Source organism: Luteibacter sp. 329MFSha, from assembly GCF_900111665.1.
In the GTDB taxonomy this organism is placed as follows: domain Bacteria; phylum Pseudomonadota; class Gammaproteobacteria; order Xanthomonadales; family Rhodanobacteraceae; genus Luteibacter.
In genome coordinates this window covers 145,432-163,474 of sequence record NZ_FOJE01000005.1, presented here as the reverse complement: position 1 = coordinate 163,474, position 18,043 = coordinate 145,432, and the positions used below count along the sequence as shown (strand labels likewise).

Here is an 18,043-nt window from a genome sequence, read left to right as displayed (position 1 = left end):
ACATGCAGTCCCGTTACCCACACAGTGCGCCGTTCGACGACCTGCCCCACGGCTGGGCGTCGCCCCGCCAGCCGAAGGAGCGCGGCCCGCTGGCCCTCGTGATCGGCCATGCGAGGCGTCGCGCGGCATTGCGCCGGTCGCGTCCCATGCCCGAGCGACGGCTCGCCTACCTCCTGCGCACGCTCGCGGCGTTCAAGCGCCAGGCCGAGTGGCTGCGGCTTGTGGGCACCTCCCGCGTCATGCGGGCCGCGGCCGAGACGAACCCCCGGGTCTACGAACGCTGGCAGTCGCACTACATCTCGCGCTCGTTCGATCTCGACATCCGCGCGCGCATGATCGAATCGCATTACCGCTTCGTCGCCCGACAGTTCCCCGAGCGGCTGAGCAACCGCATGCTCCGGGGCCACGACGTGCGGCTCGCGACGCTGCCGCTCGGCAACGGTGAAATCGCCTACCTGCATGCGCGCGCGCCGGAGCATGAATGCACCGGCGAGCTGGGGCTGTTCCTGCTCAACGGCGACAAGGAAGTGGTGTCGTCGTGCACGGTGACCTTCGCGGGCGAGCAAGGGTTGCTGATCGGCGCGATGCGCGGGTCGTGGGCGTACCTCGGCCGCAACGCGATCGCCCGTTTCACGCGCGCGACCGGCGGCCTGCGACCCCGCGACCTGCTGCTCTCGGTGGTCCGGGCGCTCGCGACGCATTACGGCATCGAGCGGGTCCGCGGCGTCTCACGCGCCGCCCATCCGCTGGACCGCCGTACCGGCGTCACCGCCGCGGCCTATGACCGCTTCTGGAAACGCCACGGCGGCATCATGGGGCCGGACGGCTGCTACGAGATTCCCCGTATCGACACGGCGAGCGGCCGCGCCGAGCGCGACGCGTTCCGCCGCGAAGCGTGCGACGTGGCGCTCAGGGCATTCGCAAGACAACACGCAGTGTTGTAGGAGCGCCGTGGGAGCGGCCCTGGCCGCGACGCCTTTTGGGGCCGTGAGCCACAGGACCTGTAGCTGTTCGCGAAAGTCGCCGTCCCCAAAACGCACGAACGCGCCATCGATCAAAAGTCGTAACACCCCGTCAGCAGCACCACGCGCCCCTGCCGTACCGGCACGAACGTCTCGTCGAAATTCACCGCGTAGAGCGTGCGGTCGAAAAGGTTCTTCACGCCGAGCGTGACGCGCCAGCGCTCGCCGTAGCGGGAAACGTTCGCCTCGACGCTGGCCTGGCCGGGGATGCCGAAATAGCGGCCGTCGGCGGTGGTGCGACCGAGGCTGCGGCTCCGCGCGAGCACGCCGGCGGCCACGCCCCACGGCTTCACCTCGCCGCTGCCGAAGCGGTAGCTGCCCCATACGGCGGCCTGGTGCTTCGGCGCGCCGGTCGGACGGGTGTCGTCGTTGTTGTGGATGCGCGCCTCGGTGAGGCTGGCCAGCACGTCGAGCCCGGGTGCCACTTCGCCCGCGAACTCCACTTCCAGTCCGCGGTTGGTCTGTCCGGGGCCGGGCGTGGCGAAGAACGGCGGCTCGGGCGAGACGAGGTCGACGCTGTGATCGACGCGGATGCGGTAGACCGCCGCCGTGAGGCGCGCCCGCTGGTCGAAGAGATCGAACTTTCCGCCGACCTCCACCTGCCGCGACGTCGCCACCGGCAGCGGCTGGCCATCCTTGCCGAGCAGCGGATCGGGCTGGAAGCCGGTGGAGGTGTCCGCGTACAGCGCGACATCGGGCGACAGCTTGTACACGACGCCGAGCTTCGGAATCCAGCGCGACTGGTGCACGCGCCGCGGCGAGCCGTCTTCCCATCGCGTCTCGAGCCGATAGCTGGTGCGGCGAAGCGCGGCGAGCACGTTCCAGTCCTCGCCGATCGCGATCTGGTCCTGCAGGTAGATGCCCGCGTTGGTTTGCCACGAGCCGCCGAGATTCTGCACCGTCGTGCTCACGGGCGTGACCATCGCGTTGTACTTCTTCGAGAAGTCGCTCGTCGTGCGCAGGTCGTACGCGATGGGCCGCGTCACGATGACGGACCCGCGATCCGACGTGCCCGCCATGTCGTCGCTTACCTCCACACTGCCGTTACCGTCGTCGCCGGCGTGCGTGCGCGCAAGATCGACACCCAGCAGCAGCGTGTGCGTGACGTCGCCGTGCTCGAAGCGCGTGGTGAGGTCGTTCTGCCACGTCCAGTAGGTGCCCGAATAACGGAAGCGGCGATCCACCGCGTCGAGCGAACCGGCGAAGCCACCGATCAGGTACGACTGGCTGCGGCCGTCGCTGTGCTGGCGCACGTACTGGCCTTGGCTGTGGAACGTCCAGTCGTCGGCGACGTCGTGATCCACCTCGAACACGGCGCGGCTGGTGCGGAACGTGGAGACGTCCGTCGGATCGTTCGACGAGACGTCCGAAAGCGTCGCGGTAGAAAGCGTCGGACCCAGCAATACCGAGTGGTCGGGCCCCGGCACGCGGTTGTCGACGAATTCCAGCCCCGCCATCACGCGCGTGCGGTCGCCCTGCCACGCGAGCGACGGGGCGAGGTAGGCGCCGCGCCCGCCGCCGTAACCCTGCGGCGTCTTCTCGCCGCGTTGTCCCGCGGCGACGAGGCGATAGGTGAAAGCACCGTCCTTCGACGCGGTGCCGGCGAGATCGAGACCCACGCGTGCGCCGTCGTACTCGCCGAGCGAATAGGTCAGCGTGCGCACGGTGCTCGCCTGCGGCCGCTTCATGACGACGTTGATGGAGCCACCGAAATTGTTGTTCTGCGAGGCGTCGCCGAGGATCGCTTCCGGGCCGCGCAGCACTTCGACGCGCTCGATGCCGATGAGCGGAGGCAGGTCTTCGGTGCGGGCGATGCCGTTCGGCATGCCGTCCGTCATCCCATGCCCGGCATCGAAGCCGCGGATGAGGAAAAGTGGCGATCCGCCGTAACCATCCACGTACTGGACGCCGGCGACGTAACGCGCCACGTCGCCGATGTCGACCGCCTGCTGCGATTCGATGGCCTGCTTGGTGACCACCGTGACCGATTGCGGCACGTCGCTCAGGCGGGTTTCGTTGCGCGTGACCGTGCGGGTCGAATCAGCCTTGAAGCCGGTGTCGGAGACGAGGCCGCGCACGTCGACCGTCGCCAGCGGCACCACGCTGGTCGGATCGAACGTCACCTCGTTGTCGATGGGCGCGGGCGTCGCGTTCCCCGCCTTCTGGCGCTGGCGGACGACGACGGTGCGCGTGTCGTAGGACTCGCGCTCCAGGTCGGTGCCTTCGAGCAGTTCGTCGAGCGCCTGGTTCGGCGTCAGCACGCCTTTCGCACCGCTGGTGCGCCAGTTCGCGATCGATCCGGAGGCGGTGAGCACCTGCACGTTGGCCTGCTGGCCCCACGCGAGCAGGGCGGTCGCCAGCGGTTGCGGATCGATGGAAAACGCCTTGGGAGGCAGGTTGCCGTCGGCCGCGGCGTCGGCCGCGCTGGCGCAGCGCATCGCGACGACCAGCGCGAACGCGCCGGTGAGTGCGCGCCGGCGCCCGCGAAGCATGTACGGCAAGACCTGCGGCCCCTTGGGTTTTCAGCGCGGCTGGGCACTCCGCGCCATCGTCGTCTGACGGGCGAGCTCCAGTCGATCGGGGTAGGTGGCGACGCGCACCGGGAAGACCCGCGGCAGGGCCGCCACCCAGCTGTCGATGGTATCGACCTCGACCGTACCGGTAAACGTCAGCTTGCCCAGCGCGGGGTCCGCCAGGCGAATCGGGCGCTTGCTGTAGCGGTTCACGTTCTCCACCACCGACGCCAGCGGCTCGTTGACGAACTCCAGCCGGTGGCCTCGCCAGGCGACGGCGTGGGCCGGATCGACGTCGAGGATGCGCATCGCCTGAGTCTCAGGATCAAACGAGACTTCGCGACCGGCGCCCAGTTCGACCGTGCCGGCGTCGCTCTGCGCCGCCATCGGGGACACGCGAACGCGGCCTTCCGTCACCGTGACCGTGACCCGCTCGCCCGTGCGGCGGACGTTGAACGCGGTGCCGAGGTCGCGGATCCGCAGAGGCCCGGCGTTGACGATGAAGGGACGCTCCGCGTGCGCGACGCGGAAGAACGCCTCGCCCGCGTCGAGATCGACCATGCGCTCGTCGCGGCCGTAGCGCGCGGTCACCGAACTGGCGCCGCCCAGCTCGATGCTCGAGCCGTCGGGAAGCGCGATGTCGCGATGACCGGCGCGTTCGCTGGCGTAGCTGGCGCTCACGTCCGGCGTGCGGGGCTTCAGGGCAAGGAACGCGCCCGCGCCCACGACCGCCAGCGCGACACCGGCGGCGAGCGCCAGGGCGAAGCGCGGACGACGGGCGCGCGCGGGGTGCGGCGCCGTCGCGGGGGCGTAGCGGTCCACGAACGCACGGCGCTCGGCGCCCCCCATGGCGGCGATGGACTCGGCGAGGGCGGACGCCTGGTCGAAGGCATCGGCGTGACGCGGATCGGCCTCCAGCCACTCGCTCCAGGCGAGGAGCTCGGCGTCGGGCAGGGAAGGATCGCGCAGCCGCGTCCACCAGTCGGCGGCGGTGTGCTCGAGTGGCCGGTCGAACGGGGAGGTGGTCGTCGTCATCGGGGGTTCTCCGCGCTGTCGCGGCGTTCTCGGCAATGCGCCAGGGCATTGCCGACGTGGTAGCGCACCATGCGCTCGCTCAGATTCATCTCACGCGCGATGGCCGCGAAGTCGCGTCCGTCGATCATGTGCATCACGAAGGCGCGACTCGTTTTCGGCGGCAGCTCGTCCAGCGCAACGCGCAGGTCCCGCCACTGTTCGTGGGCCGACGCGTGCTGCTCGGGAACGGGCGTGACATGCCAGTCGTCGGCATCGGGGTCCACCGGCGCCGTCGCCCGCACGTTGCGCATGCGGATCCGGTCGACAGCGAGGTTGGACGCCGCGCGGAAGAGGAACGCGCGCGGCGAGTCGATCACCGTGTCGTCGCTCAGCGAGAGCAGCTTGAGGTAGACCTCCTGCGCCACTTCCTGGGCGTCGGCCAGCGAATTCAGGCGCGCGCGGAGGAAGGCGACGAGCGCCGCGTTGTGCTCACGGAACAGGTCGACGACCTGCCGGGCCCGGTTGCCGCCCGACGAGGCGGCCGCCTCGGATGGATCCATGGTTTGCCTGACCGCGTTCATGGGCTGGAGGAGGATGCTTATGGTCGCACGGTGGGAAATCGGCGCCCGTACGGGCAGGGACGAACGCCGATTTCCGCACCGGCGAACCCTTAAGACGTGCCAGCTCCACGAAATTGAAACGGCTTCGGCGAGAAAATGCGGTCACGTCGACTAAGCCCTTGATAGGGTAGAAAGACTTTTCTTCGGCTAGGATCGCCCCAGCCCGCCAGGACCGCCGGTCGAGATGCCACAGAACGACGAACGCCTCCCCTTACGTGAATTCGCCTGGTTCATGCTGATCGCGCTGGTCGTGCTCGCGGCCGGCATCGGCGTGCGCGACCCGTGGCCACCGGACGAACCCCGCTTCGCCCTCGTGGCCCGCCAGATGCTCGAAACCGGCCAATGGCTGTTCCCCCAGCGGGGCGCGGAGCTGTATTCCGACAAGCCGCCCATGCTCATGTGGACGGAAGCCTTCTGGATGTGGATCACCGGCGGCTGGCGCGGCGCGTTCCTGCTGACCTCGCTGCTTTCCGGCCTCGGCACCCTGGCGCTGGTCTGGCACCTCGGCCGTCGGCTGTGGAGCCCGCGCGTCGGGCTGGTCGCCGCCGGGCTGGTGCTGGCGACCATGCAGTTCGTGGACGTGATCCGTCACGCCCAGATCGATCCCCTCAATCTCTTCTGGATCACCCTGGGCAACACCGGGATCCTGCTGCACTGCCTGCGCGGCCCGAACTGGCGCATGTACTGGCTGGGCTGCTTCGCGGCCGGCCTGGGCGTGATCACGAAGGGCGTGGGCGTCATCGTCCTGCTGATGCTGCTGCCGTACGTGCTGCTGCGCGTGCGCGCTTGGCCGGGCATCACGACGACGCGCGGCGATGGCTGGCGATGGGCCGGCGGCGCGGCGGCGTTCCTCGTCGCGGTGTCCCTCTGGCTGGCGCCGATGCTGCTCACGGCGTACGGCCAGCCGACGCCGGAGCACATGGCGTACGTGCGGGACATCCTGTTCCGCCAGACGGCGGAGCGTTACGCGAACTCCTGGCAGCACGAGGAAGCCCCCTGGTACTTCCTGCTGGTCATCCTGACGCACTGGGTGCCGACCTGGCTGCTGATCCCGTTCGTGGCGAAGCCATGGCGCGAGGCGCTGCGCCAGCGGGACGGGCGCGTGTGGATGCCGCTGCTGTGGGTCGTGCTGGTGCTCGTGTTCTTCTCGATCCCGAGCGGCAAGCGCGAGATCTACATCCTCCCGGCCCTGCCGATGCTGGCGCTCGCGATGGCGCCGTACGTGCTGGAGCTGCTCAGGACGCGCTGGCTGCAGCGCGCGGCGTTCGCGATCGGAATCGCCTGCGGCGCGATCTTCGGCGCGGCCGGCCTGTGGGCCCTGATCAAGGCGCCGAAGGCGGCGCGCCGTATCGCCGAGGGCTACGAGTTGAGCGGCCACGGCGAGGCGCTATGGATCTGCGTCATCCTCGTCGGCGCGGGCTTTTTCCTCGCCGCGGCGATCGCGCGGCCGCGCCGTGGCGTGGCCGCGCTCGCCGGCGGCATGGCGCTCGCATGGATCATCTGGCCCCTCGGCACCTTCCCGCTGCTCGATGCGAACCAGTCGACCCGCCAGCTCATGGAAGAGGCCGATACGACGATCGGCCCCGATGGCCAGCTCGGGCTCGTCCTCTGGCGCGAGGAACTGATGTATCAGGCGCGGCGGCCGGTCGCCGAGTTCGGATTCGCGCGCGACGCGGCCAGCCAGTTGCGCGATGCGCGCGCCTGGCAGGCGGCCGATCCGGCGCATCGGTGGATCCTCATCAACGACCAGGCGCTCGACGCATGCGTCGTGGCGGGCAAGGCGGTGCCACTCGGGAAGGCGAACCGGGTCAGCTTCTCGCTGCTGCCCGCGGAAGCGACGCGGGCCGGTTGCGAACCCGGCCCGACGCGGCCTTAGACCGCGGGTGCCTCGGCGCGCGTGCGCCGGAGCATCCGCTCGTACTTCTTCTTCGTGCGCGACGCGTTGTGCGCGCGGTTCATCGAGCAGTGCGGCACGATGTTCTTCTCGCCGAAGCCGTCGATCATCACGAGCCGCGGGCCGCCGCGTGAATCCTCGCCGTAGACCACGTTCCAGGCGTGGAGGTCGGCGGCGATGGTGTTGTGCGAAAGCAGCCGGGCGTAGAAGCTTTCGAGTTCCTGCTCCGTCCTGCGCGTGAAGCCTTCCGCCTTCACCCAGTCGTGCAGCGTCGGGGCGAGGCGGCCGTCCGGGGTCCGCACCTTCTCCACGATCTGGCCGAGGCCGATGTCGGTCATCTCCAGCCCCACGACGCGCGCGATCGGCGAGGTCTCGTACCCGCCCACGTAGATGCTCGTGACGTACTCCCGGAACTCGCGCACGAAGTCCTTGTACGGGCCGCTGCGCGCCAGGCGCCGGTACCACGGCGTGTCGTTCCAGCGCTGCTCGATGGACGCGGCGGAGATCACCTTGATCAGGAGGTTCTCGTCGTCGGGATGCTGGTACACCTCGCGGACGTGGCCCGTGGCGATCGGCGTGGCATCGGCCAGTCTGAACATCGTGGATCCTCGCTGGGGCCGTCGGCGAAAGGCGGCCGTAAGTTGCTGACAAGGCGCACAGTGTAAAGTCACGGGCCAGTAACATGCGTTTTCCATGCGCGGCCGTCCGCCGCGCTCGATCCGGGACCTACTCGTGCGCAAGCTTTCCTGGCGTTTCATCGTCGTCGCCCTCGTCTTCCTGACGCTCTCACGTATCGGCCTGTCGGTCTGGCAGTGGGGCCGCGTGCACGATGCCGGTGGCATCTGGCCCATCCTGCTCGGCGGCTGGCGCATCGACATCTCCCTGGTGGCGATGATCGTCGCCTGGCCGGCGCTGCTGTCGCCATGGCTGGGCCATCGCGCATGGCCCACCCGGCTGGCCGCCTGGTGGCTGCGCTTCTGGTGGCTGGCCTTCGTGCTGCTGGAAGTCTCCACGCCGCAGTTCATCGTCGAGTACGACACCCGGCCGAACCGCCTCTGGTTCGAGTACCTGACCAGCCCCAACGAAGTGGCATCCATGCTCTGGCAGGGCTACAAGCTCTCCGTCGGCGCCGGGCTCGTCGTCTTCGTCCTGCTCGGCTGGCTCGGCTTCCGCCTGCTGCCGACGCGCCGTCCGGATGCGCGTCCGATGCGCGGCTGGTTGCGCCCGGTGGCGACGGCGCTGATCTTCGTCGTCCTCTTCCTCGGCGGCCGCGGTACGCTGCAGCACCGTCCGCTCAACGCGTCGCAGGTGGCGTTCACCAGCGACGCGATGGTCAACACGCTGCCGCTCGACTCCCTCTACAACGTGCTCAACGCCGCCATCGCGCTCGGCAACGAGCGTTCCGCGTCGGCCGTGTACGGCAAGATGCCGGAAGACGAGATGCAGTCGATCGTGCGCGCCGCCGCCGGTTTCGACGGCGCGCCGCTCGATCCGACGTACCCGAGCCTGCATCGCCAGCAGGCGACGCGGCAGGGCGACAAGCCGCTGAACCTCGTGATCATCCTCGAGGAAAGCCTCGGTGCGCAGTTCGTCGGCAGCCTCGGCGGCGCCGGCTACACGCCGGAACTCGACAAGCTTTCGAACGACGGCTGGTGGCTGACGCGTGCCTACGCCACCGGCACGCGCAGCGCGCGCGGCCTCGAAGCGGTGACGACGGGCTTCCTGCCCACACCGGCCGAAGCGGTGCTGAAGCTGCCGCGCAGCCAGCGCGACTTCTTCACGCTCGGCGCGCTGCTCGACACGTTCGGCTACCACACGCGCTTCCTTTATGGCGGCGAGGCGCACTTCGACAACATGCGCTCGTTCTTCTTCGGCAACGGCTTCAACGAAGTCGTCGACCGCGCGACGTTCGAAACGAAGCCGTCGTTCGTCGGTTCCTGGGGTGCGTCCGACGAGGACATGTTCAACGAGCTGCATCACCGCCTGATGGACGACGGCGAGAAGCCCACCCTGACCGTCGCGTTCTCCGTCTCGAACCACACGCCGTGGGAATACCCGGCCGGCCGCATCCAGGCCGAGGGCGATCCCGCGAGCAACGCGAACGCCGTGCGCTACGCGGACTGGTCGATCGGCCGGTTCTTCGAGAAGGCGAAGCAGTCGCCGTACTGGAACCACACCGTGTTCCTCGTCGTCGCCGACCACGATGCGCGCGTCTTCGGCGCGAGCCTCGTGCCCGTCCGCCACTTCCACATTCCCGCGCTGATCATCGGCGCCGGCGTGCCGGTGAAGAAGGACGATCACATCGTCAGCCAGGTCGACCTCGCACCGACGTTGCTCTCGCTCATCGGCATCAGCAGCGAGCATCCCATGCTCGGTGCTGACCTGACGCAGCGCTATCCCGATCGCGCGATCATGCAGTACGGCGACAACTACGGTTACCTCAAGGGCGACACGCTGGTCGTGCTGCGCCCGAACCAGGAGGCGACCCAGTACCACTATCTCGTGCAGGGCGAGAAGCTCGACCCCGAGGCCGTCGATCCGCAGCTGGAGAAGACGGCCCTCGCGCACGCCCTCTGGCCCAGTTGGGCGTACGGCAACCAGCGATACCGCCTGCCTCCGAAAGGCGAGTCGAAGTAACGGATGCTCAGAGCGGCTGCATCACCCAGCCGCTCGCCGTTACCTCCAGGCGGTGCGTCAGCCCTAGCCGGTCGAGGAACGCCTCGTCGTGCGATACGACGACGAGCGCGCCGTCGTACTGCGACAGCATCGCCTCCAGCGCCTCGAGCGACGCGAGGTCGAGGTGGTTGCCCGGCTCGTCGAGCAGCAGCAGGCCCGGTGGCGGCTCCGCCACCAGCGCGTGCGCCAGCGCGGCCTTCAGCCGCTCGCCGCCACTGAGGCTGCCGACCTTCGCCGAGATGCCGCCCGCGTCGATGCCGAGCAAGGCGAGCCGCAATCGCAGCGCATCCTCGCCGGCGGCGGGATTCGCCTCGCGCATCTGATCGATCAGCGGACGCGAGGCGTCCAGCGCCGCCAGGCGCTGATCCAGGAAGGCCACGCGCGCCGGCACGTCGCGGCGGCCGTCGATCGGGTCGCGGTTCCCTGCGAGCACGTGCAGCAACGTCGACTTGCCACTGCCGTTCGGCCCGACGACGCCAATGCGCTGGCCCGCGCCCACGATCAGGTCGACGCGTGCCGCCGCACCGCGCACGAAGGGAAGGGTGACGCCATCGAGCAAGGCCACGCGGCGCGGGCCGCCGGCCGTTCCAGCGGGTACGAGCAGTGCCACCGACGCGTCGTCGTCGACGCGCTTCGACGCATCGGCCACGCGCGCGGACAGCGCATCGCGCGCGTCCTCCTGCCGCCGCCGGAGCCGGCCGGCGCTCGCTTCGCTACGTCCTTTCTGCCCGCCGAGCAGGATCGGTGCCTGGTTCGCGTCGGCGGCATCCTTCCTGCCACGCGACTGCCGTCGCTCCTGACGCTCCCGCTGATCGCGCAGCGCCGCCTCACCGCGCTTCCTTTCCGCCTTGCGCGCCTCCAGCTCGCGCAGGGCGTTCTCACGCTCCCGCTGACGCGCCTCGGCGTAAACGTCGTAACCGCCGCCGTAACTGCGCAGCCCGGATGGTGTGAGTTCCACGATGCGCTCCATCGCGCGCAGCAGGGTCCGGTCATGGCTGACGACGAGCAGTCCGCCCGGCCACGCGCGGATCCAGTCGAGCAACGCCACGCGCGCCGCGCCATCCAGATGGTTGCTCGGCTCATCGAGGATCAGGTAATCCGCGCCACGCAGGCGCGCGCCGAGCAGGGCGACGCGCATCGCTTCGCCGCCGCTCAGCCGCCGTGCCGGATCGCCCACGCCCACATGCGCGAGGCCGTCGGCGTCCAGCGCGTCGCGCAGTCGCTCGCGCGCGTCCCAGCGATCGTCCACCGCGTCGAAGTCGGCCGGATCGCTGCTGCCCGCCTCGATGCGGCCGAGTGCGTCGATCGTCGCGCCGACGCCTGCGAGCGAGGCGACCGTCTCGTCCACGTCGTCGGCGACGCGCTGCGCGAGGTAGTACACCGTTCCATGGCGCACGACGCGCCCGCTCGTCGCTTCGGCCTGCCCGGCGAGCACGCGGGCGAGCACGCTCTTGCCGACACCGTTGCGGCCGACGAGCCCGGTGCGCCGTTCGTCGAAGGTGTCGTGGAGGTCCGAAAAGAGTGTCCTGCCATCCGGCAGGATGAAAGAAGCGCCATCGAGCGCCAAGTACGTCGTCGTCATCTGCGATTCCAATGCATGCCGTCGGCTTCCCCGAAGTCGGGAAGGTCGAGTTCGCCCGGGACGGGCAAAGGGCATCACTGGCGCATCGGACGAATACCTCTATGGGAGAAATCGGACGGTCATCATACCTGCATGGTGCGGCACAGGCATCCCATCCGACGATTCACCCTGCCGCCTGCTCCCTGGCAACCACGGTGCGCGCCACGATGTCCGCGAGCGTGGCCTGCGAGTACGGCTTCGCGAGGCGGGGCAGATCGAGCGTCTGCCCCGGCGGCAGGTCCGCGTAGCCGGTGGCCATGACGATAGGCAGGTCCGGGTGGCGTTCCCTGATCGCCGCGGCGAGCTGCGCTCCGGTCATCTGCGGCATCGCGTGGTCGGTGATCACCAGGTCCACGCATGCTCCTTCCAGCAGGCGCAGGGCCTCCGCGCCGGAGCGCGCCGCGACGACCGAGTACCCGAGGTCCTCGAGCATCTCGACGGTCGTCGCGCGGACGAGATCGTCGTCGTCGACGGTGAGGATCGTGATCGAACCGGCCGATGCGCAGCGGCCGGGTACCGCCTCCGCGCCGACGGCCACCGCGGGATGGACGGCCGGATCGACGGCCGCCGCGGCGGGCAGCCAGATCTCCGCGGTGGTGCCGATGTCGCGCCGGCTGCTGAGCAGCAGGGCGCCGCCGAGCTGTTCGGCGAGGCCGTGCACCATCGACAGTCCCAGGCCCGTGCCCTTGCCGACGCCCTTGGTCGTGAAGAACGGCTCCGTGGCGCGCTTCAGCGTGGCATCGTCCATGCCCGCACCCGAATCGGAGAGCGACAGGCGAACGTACCGGCCCGGCGCCACCGGGCCATCCGTGTCGTGCACCCAGGCCTCGCTCGTCGCGATGACGATGGTGCCGACGCCGTCCATCGCGTCGCGTGCGTTCACCGCGAGGTTGAGCAGCGCCGATTCGAGCTGGTTGGCGTCAGCTTCCACCGGCGACAGATCGGCGGCGAAATGCGTTTCCACCACGATGGTTCCGCCGAGCGATCGCTGCATCAGCTCCCGCATGCCGTCGACCAGCGCGTGCACGTCGATGCGCTCGGTCTTCAGCTCCTGCCGTCTCGCGAAGGCGAGCATGCGGCGCGTCAGCGTGCTGCCGCGATCGGCACCGGCCATCGCGTTGTCGACGAGGCGCAGAAGCAGCGGCTCGTCCGAAAGACGCTCGCGCAGGAGTTCGAGGCTGCCGCGCACGGCCATGAGGAGATTGTTGAAGTCGTGCGCGATGCCACCGGTGAGATTGCCGAGCGCCTCCATCTTCTGCATCTGCAGGAGCGCCTGCTCGGCCTTCACGCGCGCCGTCTTTTCCACGGCCTCGTACACCATGGCCACGACCTTGCCGTCGTCGTTCGTGACGGGGCGCAGCGACAGGTCGAAGGCGCGCGTGCCGGTCGGGAGATCCAGCACCACGCCCAGGTTTTCGGTCGCACCCGCCGCGACACGGCGCGCGGCGGCCTCGATCGTCCGGGGCATGCCGGGTGTCTCGCTGAACCATGGAGTCAGCCACAGCGGCAGGCCGACGACCTCCGCGAGCGTGCGGCCGATGCCGGCCAGCGACGTCGCGTTGGCGAAGCGGACGGTGCCGTCGAGGTCGATCAGGCCCTGGAACAGGTGCGAGGTCTCGAGGATCGTCCGGCTGTTCGCCTCGCTGCGTTCGAGCGCGGCCGTGCGATCCCGTACCTGCGCTTCGAGTTCCTCGCGGAAGCGTCGTTCGCTCTCGCGCGCATCGGCCTCGGCGCGCACGCGCTGGATGTGCGGCCAAGAACGCTCCGTGACCTCACGCATCAGCGCGAGCTCGCGAGGCTGCCAGCGTCGCGGCGCCTTGTCGTGGATCGCCATCAGGGCGGTGAGGCGGCCCTCCTTCAGCAGCGGCATGCAGACCGTCGCCGCGAGCCCGATGTCGAGGAACGTCTTCGCTTCCTCGGGAGCCAGTTCGGCCCGGATGTCGTCGATGACCAGCGGCGCGCCCGCGTGCAGGTTCCGTACGGCCCGCGTGCCGAAGGCGGTGAGGCTGTAGTGACCCACGATGCTGGGCGATCCCGGCCGCGACCAGTCCCCACGGATGGTGAAGCCGTCCTCGTCGGGTTCCATGTCGGCATAGGCGCAGACGGCGACGCCGAGGTGCTCGCCCAGCAGTCGCATCGTGGTGGCGAGGATCGCGTCCGCGTCGGTGTGGCGCGCGGTCGCTTCGCGCAGCTCGTCGAGGAACTGCAGGCGCGCCTGGTTCTCCCGCTCGCGCTGATCCGCCAGCACGCGCTCGGTCGTCTCCACGACGATGGCGATCACGCCCGCCGGCTTGCCGTCCTCGCCCAGCACCGGCGAGTAGTCGAGATCCATCCACACCGGCTCGGGCTTGCCATGCCGGACCAGGCTCAGCTGCTGATCCTTGTACGCCAGCGTGCCGCCGGCGAGGCCGACGCGCATCACGTTGTCGTTGAAGTCGGCGATCTCGTCCCAACCCTTGCGCACTTCGGAGCCGAGCAGGGCGGGGTGCCGGTTTCCCGCGAAAACCGAATAGGCGTCGTTGTAGATCATGATGCCCTTCTCGCCCCACAGCAGCACGATGGGCACGGGCGAAAGGAGCAGCATGCCCGTGACCGTGCGCAGGCTCTGCGGCCACGATTCGGGCGGACCGAGGCCGGTCGGCGTCCAGTCCATGGAGCGAATGAGCTCACCGACCTCGCCGGCGCCGTTGAGCCAGCTGAGATCGCGGGAGCCTGGCGTCGTCGCGGTCGGGGTCATGCGTTCTCGGTCCGGGCGTTCTCGCCGCAAGTGTAAGCGGGCCATATGTGACGACGACCGCAAGAAGATGCCGTGAAAGCCTTCAGGGCGCGGCGCGACTCCTCGCCGCGTCCAGCGCGACGCATAGCGTGCGGACACCCGGAAGGATCGATGGCGAGGGCAGGGCGAGCGTCGGCGCGTCGATCGCGAAGACGTTCTGGTGTTTCACGGCGGTCAGGAATCCGGACCGCTTCCAGTCGTCGAGCGACTCGCCCTCGGCGCCGCCGCTGACGATGACGTCGGGGTCGCGTGCCAGCACGGCTTCGCGGCTCACCGTCGGGGCGGCCACCGTGAGGTCGGCGAAGACGTTGTCGCCGCCGCACAGCGTCAACGCGTCGTCGATGATCTGCGCGCGCCCGATGGTCATGAGCGGGCGGTCCCATATCTGATAGAAGACCTTCAGCCGCTTCTTTCCCGCATAGGTCGCGCGCAGCCCGGCGAGCGCCTCCTCGAACGCGGTCGCCTGCCGATCGGCCACGCGGCTGGTGCCGGCCAGCACGCCGAAGCGGCGTGTCGCGGCGGCCACGTCGGCCAGTCGCGTGGTTTCCGCGTAGAACACGGGAATGCCGAGGCGCACGATCTTCTCGACTTGCGCCGCCGCGTTGCCGCTCTTCCACACGACCACGATGTCGGGTTTCAGGGCGACGATCCGCTCCAGGTCGATCATCGTCGCGTCGCCGACGACGGGAACCTTCCTCGCCGCTTCCGGGTAGTCGCTGAACCGCGATGTCCCCACCACGTAGGCGCCGGCACCGGCGGCGAACAGGGCGTCGGTGATGTTGGGCGCGAGGCTCACGATGCGATGCGCCGGCGCGGCCAGCGTCACCGTGCGGCCCGCGTCGTCCACCACGGTGACGGAGGCGAAAGCCGGCGCCGCGACGAGGCAGGCGAGCATGATGACATGGCGGATCATGGGGGCGTTCCGTTGAGGCGGCCGGCGCGGAAGAACAGCTCGTCGTCGAGCATCACGCCGTGGATCGGATGGTGGAAAGCGGCGCTCAGGTGCTCGCTCGTGACGACGTCGTCCTTGGGACCGGCGAGCGCGCCGCCCCGGCCATCGAGCAGCACGGCGTGCGTCGCGTGCTGGAAGGCGAGGTTGATGTCGTGGACCGTGTAGACCACCGATCTTCCTTGCTCCGTCGCCACGCGCATCAGCTCGTGCAGGGTCTTCATCTGGTGATGCAGGTCGAGCGACGAGAGCGGTTCGTCGAGCAGGAGCAGCTCGACGTCCTGCGCGAACAGCGTGGCGATGTTCACGCGCTGGCGCTCCCCGCCCGAGAGAGTCGTGACGTCGCGCCGCGCGAGGTCCTCGAGTTCGAACGTGTGCAGTGCGTCCACGGCCGGTGCCGTGTCGCTCTCGCCCCACGCCCAGAACGGCAGACTGGGATGGCGTGCGGACATCACGGCTTCCATCACCGTGAGGCTGAAGGCGTCGACGATGGTCTGCGGCAGGAAGCCGCGCCGGCGGGCGAGTTCGATCGGCGGGAAGCTTTCGACATCGCGGCCACCGAGCAGGACGCGTCCGCCGTCGGCCGGCCGCAGTCCGGCCAGCGTCCGCAACAGCGTGGACTTACCGGCGCCGTTGGGTCCCAGCACGCACCAGACGTCGCCCGGCGCCACGCGCATGTCGAGGCCGCGCACGAGTTCGCGATCGCGCATCGTCAGGCGGAGCGCGTTCGCCGTCAGTTCCAGGCTCATCGGCGGCGCACCAGCAGGAACATGAAGGTCGGCACGCCGATGATCGCCATCACGGCGCCCACGGGGAGCTGGATCGGATCGGCGACCACGCGTGAAATCGTATCGGCGATGGTCACCACGATGCCGCCGCCGATCGCGCACGCCGGCAGCAGCACGCGCTGGTCGTTGCCGACGACGCGGCGCAGCGCATGCGGTACCACGAGCCCGACGAAGCCCACGGTCCCGGCCGTCGTCACCGCGACCGCGGTGGCGATCGAGGCGATGACGAAGATCGCTGACTTGACCACGTTGGGCCGCACGCCGAGCGCGCTGGCGGATTCCTCGCCGCGCATCAGCAGGTTCAGTTGCCGCCCCAGCGGGACGACCAGCAACACGCACGCCGCCAGCGTGGCGACGGGCAGCAGCCAGTTCGCGACGCCGCTGAGGTCGCCCATCATCCAGAACAGCATGCCGCGCAGGTTCCTGTCGGGTGCGAGGACGAGCATCATGCTGACGATGGCGCCGAGACCCGCGGCCAGCATCACGCCGATCAGGATCAGATCGGTGGAGTCCTCGCGTTGCGCGGCGCGGGCCCGGGCCAGGAGGTCGCGGTGCGCGAGCACGAACACGGCCACGCAGGCGACCAGCGCGCCGGCGGCCGCACCCAGCGCCGTCGCGACGGCACCCGCACCCGCGAGCATCGCGCCGAGGGCGCCCACTGCGGCGCCGCCGGAAAGGCCAAGCGTGTACGGATCGGCGAGCGGATTGCGCACGAGGATCTGCATGAGGCAGCCGGAGACGGCGAGCAGGCCGCCCACGCCGCAGGCGGCGACCGAACGCGGAATGCGCAGCTGCCACACGATCGCGTCCATCGGTGTGCCGGTGGACCCGACCAGCGCCTTCCACGAGGCGGCGACCGACGAATCCGCGCCGCCGATCAGCACCGAGCCGAGCAACACGGCGACGCCGCACGCCAGCATGCCGGCCCAGAGGCGCAGCGCGGAACCGAACGTCTTCATGCGCGGCAGGTTTGGTTCACGCATCGGAGCCCGCTCCCGTTGTGGCGATCCGATAGCGCGTGCTGCGGCCGCCGCCCTGGAGTCGTTCGACGAGTCCCTTCTCCAGGAGGTCGGAAAGATGGCGCGTGGCGGTCGCCTTCGATACGCGAGCGACAGCCTGGTACTGCGATGCGCTGATGCCGTTCGCGAAGCCGCGCTCGCCGCCGTCGAGCAGGCGGTTGAGCACCTTGACCTGTTCGGCCGACAGCTCCTGCGCGCGATGGCGCTGCCAGAAGCGCGACTTGTCGAGGACGCGATCGATGTCGCCGCGAGCCTTCTCCAGACTGCGCAGCAACGTGCCGAGAAACCACTCGAGCCACGGCGTGATGTCGAGCCCAGCCTTCTGGCTCGCTTCCAGGACCGCGTAATAACCGGAGCGATCGTCGAGGATGCTCGACGACATCGTGTAGAACCGGATCGCCTGCCGTTCCGCCTGCGCGAGCGCGAGATCGGTGAGCGCCCGCGTCAGGCGGCCATTGCCGTCGTCGAAAGGGTGGAGCGTCACGAACCAGAAGTGCGCGACGCCCGCGCGTAGCAACGGGTCGAGCGACGTGTCGCGCCGGCTCGCGGCGAACCACGCCAGGAACGCGGCGACGCCTTGTTCGAGGCCCTCGCGGGGTGGGGCTTCGAAATGCACACGAGGGCGATCCAGCCGTCCGGAAACGACCTGCATGGGTTCGTCGCCGCGCAGCGCTGCGACGCGCAGGTTCCGCGTCAGCAGGCCGGCCTCGGGAGGGAAAAGAAGCGCGTGCCAGCGCAACAGCCGGCCCAGGTCGAGCTCGTCGTCGTAACGACGGGTCGCGTCCAGCATCAGCTCTGCGAGCCCTTCGCTTCGTGCGCTGGTGCGACTGGCGGTTTCTTCGTCGACGCCGAGGCGGCGTGCGAGCGACGAGCGAACGGAGCCGACGTTCAGTGCCTCGCCCTCGATCGCCGACGAGGTCACGATGTTCTGCAGGAGGGCATCGAGCTCCACGCGGGCGTCCGTGTCGGCATCGGCGGCCCCGGCGACACCGAGCAGGCGCCCCTGGGCGAGTTGGCAGGCGCGCAGCAAAGGTGCGAGCACGTCGTCGCGCCAGCGGAACGCTGGCCACCCCTCCTGCTGCCATATCCAGGTTACGTCGCGCATCACCGGTCCCAGCGGTGAGCCGATTAATGGATCTATTCGGCTCATT

The 18,043-nt window shown here is 69.5% G+C and carries 13 protein-coding genes; 3 read left to right on the top strand and 10 right to left on the bottom strand.

All coding sequences use genetic code 11. The features are described from left to right. Nucleotides 1–2: 2 nt before the first annotated feature. On the top strand, nt 3–944 hold the full coding sequence (locus tag BMW54_RS17800; RefSeq protein WP_175472920.1) for a DUF535 family protein: 942 nt from the start codon (nt 3–5) through the stop codon (nt 942–944). Nucleotides 945–1,054: 110 nt separating this feature from the next. Here BMW54_RS17800 and BMW54_RS17795 read toward each other — a convergent pair whose 3' ends face one another. From BMW54_RS17795 to BMW54_RS17785, 3 genes are read right to left on the bottom strand one after another with little or no spacing between them, the layout of a single operon-like run. Continuing rightward, a complete protein-coding gene (locus BMW54_RS17795; protein ID WP_090058824.1) occupies nt 1,055–3,514 on the bottom strand; it encodes a TonB-dependent siderophore receptor in 2,460 nt (819 codons plus the stop codon). Between the two features lie 30 nt (nt 3,515–3,544). After that, the gene (locus BMW54_RS17790; RefSeq protein WP_090058821.1) at nt 3,545–4,570 is read right to left on the bottom strand and encodes a FecR family protein; all 1,026 of its coding nucleotides are present in this window, start codon (nt 4,568–4,570) and stop codon (nt 3,545–3,547) included. Next, nucleotides 4,567–5,109, bottom strand: coding sequence for an RNA polymerase sigma factor (locus BMW54_RS17785; protein WP_090058818.1), 543 nt, complete (start codon nt 5,107–5,109; stop codon nt 4,567–4,569). Before BMW54_RS17785 ends, BMW54_RS17790 begins: the two co-directional genes overlap by 4 nt. A 244-nt stretch (nt 5,110–5,353) precedes the next feature. Here BMW54_RS17785 and BMW54_RS17780 point away from each other — a divergent pair, with 244 nt between their 5' ends. Continuing rightward, nucleotides 5,354–7,045 (top strand): ArnT family glycosyltransferase, encoded by a 1,692-nt coding sequence (locus tag BMW54_RS17780; RefSeq protein ID WP_090058816.1) that lies wholly within the window; start codon nt 5,354–5,356, stop codon nt 7,043–7,045. On the opposite strand, the gene BMW54_RS17775 is transcribed toward BMW54_RS17780, so the two are convergent. After that, complete coding sequence (locus BMW54_RS17775; RefSeq protein WP_175472919.1) at nt 7,042–7,662, bottom strand: YrbL family protein; 621 nt, start codon at nt 7,660–7,662, stop codon at nt 7,042–7,044. The two genes, BMW54_RS17780 and BMW54_RS17775, sit on opposite strands and share 4 nt — an antisense overlap. A gap of 133 nt (nt 7,663–7,795) precedes the next feature. Between BMW54_RS17775 and BMW54_RS17770 the strand changes: the two genes are divergently transcribed. Further along, on the top strand, nt 7,796–9,700 hold the full coding sequence (locus BMW54_RS17770; protein WP_217642676.1) for an LTA synthase family protein: 1,905 nt from the start codon (nt 7,796–7,798) through the stop codon (nt 9,698–9,700). A 7-nt stretch (nt 9,701–9,707) separates the two neighbouring features. Here the strand turns inward: BMW54_RS17770 and BMW54_RS17765 are convergent, their stop codons facing one another. The 6 genes from BMW54_RS17765 to BMW54_RS17740 form a co-directional block, all read right to left on the bottom strand. Continuing rightward, nucleotides 9,708–11,321 carry an ABC-F family ATP-binding cassette domain-containing protein gene (locus BMW54_RS17765; protein ID WP_090058809.1) on the bottom strand — a complete coding sequence of 538 codons (1,614 nt, stop codon included), beginning with the start codon at nt 11,319–11,321 and terminating at the stop codon, nt 9,708–9,710. A 163-nt stretch (nt 11,322–11,484) separates the two neighbouring features. Further along, the gene (locus BMW54_RS17760; protein ID WP_090058807.1) at nt 11,485–14,097 is read right to left on the bottom strand and encodes a response regulator; all 2,613 of its coding nucleotides are present in this window, start codon (nt 14,095–14,097) and stop codon (nt 11,485–11,487) included. Between the two features lie 82 nt (nt 14,098–14,179). Continuing rightward, nucleotides 14,180–15,049, bottom strand: coding sequence for a cobalamin-binding protein (locus BMW54_RS17755; RefSeq protein WP_090058804.1), 870 nt, complete (start codon nt 15,047–15,049; stop codon nt 14,180–14,182). After that, on the bottom strand, nt 15,046–15,834 hold the full coding sequence (locus BMW54_RS17750; RefSeq protein WP_090058802.1) for an ABC transporter ATP-binding protein: 789 nt from the start codon (nt 15,832–15,834) through the stop codon (nt 15,046–15,048). The genes BMW54_RS17755 and BMW54_RS17750 overlap by 4 nt, the downstream gene beginning before the upstream one ends. Further along, nucleotides 15,831–16,856 carry a FecCD family ABC transporter permease gene (locus BMW54_RS17745; RefSeq protein ID WP_217642675.1) on the bottom strand — a complete coding sequence of 342 codons (1,026 nt, stop codon included), beginning with the start codon at nt 16,854–16,856 and terminating at the stop codon, nt 15,831–15,833. Before BMW54_RS17745 ends, BMW54_RS17750 begins: the two co-directional genes overlap by 4 nt. Continuing rightward, nucleotides 16,849–17,997: a Fic family protein gene (locus BMW54_RS17740; protein ID WP_090058799.1), complete on the bottom strand. Its 1,149-nt coding sequence runs from the start codon at nt 17,995–17,997 to the stop codon at nt 16,849–16,851. Before BMW54_RS17740 ends, BMW54_RS17745 begins: the two co-directional genes overlap by 8 nt. Nucleotides 17,998–18,043 lie beyond the last annotated feature (46 nt).

Excerpts from the sequence above, each read along its gene's own strand:
- BMW54_RS17750 (WP_090058802.1), bottom strand. The coding sequence starts at position 15,834 with ATGAGCCTGGAACTGACGGCGAACGCGCTCCGCCTGACGATGCGCGAT.
- BMW54_RS17745 (WP_217642675.1), bottom strand. The coding sequence starts at position 16,856 with ATGCGTGAACCAAACCTGCCGCGCATGAAGACGTTCGGTTCCGCGCTG.
- BMW54_RS17785 (WP_090058818.1), bottom strand. The coding sequence starts at position 5,109 with ATGGATCCATCCGAGGCGGCCGCCTCGTCGGGCGGCAACCGGGCCCGG.
- BMW54_RS17775 (WP_175472919.1), bottom strand. The coding sequence starts at position 7,662 with ATGTTCAGACTGGCCGATGCCACGCCGATCGCCACGGGCCACGTCCGC.
- BMW54_RS17795 (WP_090058824.1), bottom strand. The coding sequence starts at position 3,514 with ATGCTTCGCGGGCGCCGGCGCGCACTCACCGGCGCGTTCGCGCTGGTC.
- BMW54_RS17740 (WP_090058799.1), bottom strand. The coding sequence starts at position 17,997 with ATGCGCGACGTAACCTGGATATGGCAGCAGGAGGGGTGGCCAGCGTTC.
- BMW54_RS17790 (WP_090058821.1), bottom strand. The coding sequence starts at position 4,570 with ATGACGACGACCACCTCCCCGTTCGACCGGCCACTCGAGCACACCGCC.
- BMW54_RS17780 (WP_090058816.1), top strand. The coding sequence starts at position 5,354 with ATGCCACAGAACGACGAACGCCTCCCCTTACGTGAATTCGCCTGGTTC.
- BMW54_RS17800 (WP_175472920.1), top strand. The coding sequence starts at position 3 with ATGCAGTCCCGTTACCCACACAGTGCGCCGTTCGACGACCTGCCCCAC.
- BMW54_RS17760 (WP_090058807.1), bottom strand. The coding sequence starts at position 14,097 with ATGACCCCGACCGCGACGACGCCAGGCTCCCGCGATCTCAGCTGGCTC.
- BMW54_RS17765 (WP_090058809.1), bottom strand. The coding sequence starts at position 11,321 with ATGACGACGACGTACTTGGCGCTCGATGGCGCTTCTTTCATCCTGCCG.
- BMW54_RS17755 (WP_090058804.1), bottom strand. The coding sequence starts at position 15,049 with ATGATCCGCCATGTCATCATGCTCGCCTGCCTCGTCGCGGCGCCGGCT.